Here is a 744-nt window from a genome sequence, read left to right as displayed (position 1 = left end):
AGTTCTGACCGAGGCGTCTGTGAAGCCGTTAGTGCGTTCCAGGCGGCCGGCAAATCTCAAACGCTATAGCCGCCCGGTTCCCGGGGATCGAGTCCAGATGGACACGATGAAGATCGCGCGAGGCGTTTATCAATACACGGCCATCGACGACTGCTCGCGCTTCCGCGTACTGGCTGTCTACCCGCGCAGAAACGCCCGAAATACGCTGCTTTTTATTGATCGTGTCATCGAGGAGATGCCATTTCCAATCCAGCGTATCCAGACCGACAGGGGTGGCGAGTTCTTCGCCGAATCGGTGCAGCGGCGTCTGACGAGTGAGTGCATCAAATTCCGGCCGATTCCTCCACGCTCCCCACACCTCAATGGCAAGGTCGAGCGTTCACAGCTTACTGACCGCAACGAGTTCTGGTGCCACCATGCGCCGACCGAGGACGAGATTGACCGACGAATTGAGGAGTGGCAGTTCGACTACAACTGGCGCCGCCCGCACGGCTCACTCGGTGGCAAGACGCCCGTTGACCGCATCGCAGAAGTGGGCGAAATCACACCTCTCGCGGAGCAGGTGGAAGGCACCTACGACGGGCGGAAAGAGCGAATCCGGCATCGCGAATGGCGAGTTGACAAGACCCTTGCCGGACATCATCGGCGCGCGCTTGAACTCGAGTCTCCTACCGGAGCCACGAACTCAAGCGCGCCAAGAAAACGGCATTTAAGAAAGTGAAACGATGTCTGTGAATCGCACAG

Annotated in this window: 1 protein-coding gene; it reads left to right on the top strand. The window is 58.7% G+C overall.

Annotated elements, in window-relative coordinates; translation table 11 throughout:
- On the top strand, window positions 1-721 hold a 721-nt coding region (locus tag P0D80_RS50770), incomplete at its 5' end, for an integrase core domain-containing protein (protein WP_408296453.1).
- Window positions 722-744 lie beyond the last annotated feature (23 nt).

The organism is Paraburkholderia sp. RL17-373-BIF-A (genome assembly GCF_046030175.1).
In the GTDB taxonomy this organism is placed as follows: Bacteria; Pseudomonadota; Gammaproteobacteria; order Burkholderiales; family Burkholderiaceae; genus Paraburkholderia.
The sequence above is the reverse complement of the archived record's forward strand: the minus strand, read 5'-3'. Positions and strand labels throughout refer to the sequence as shown.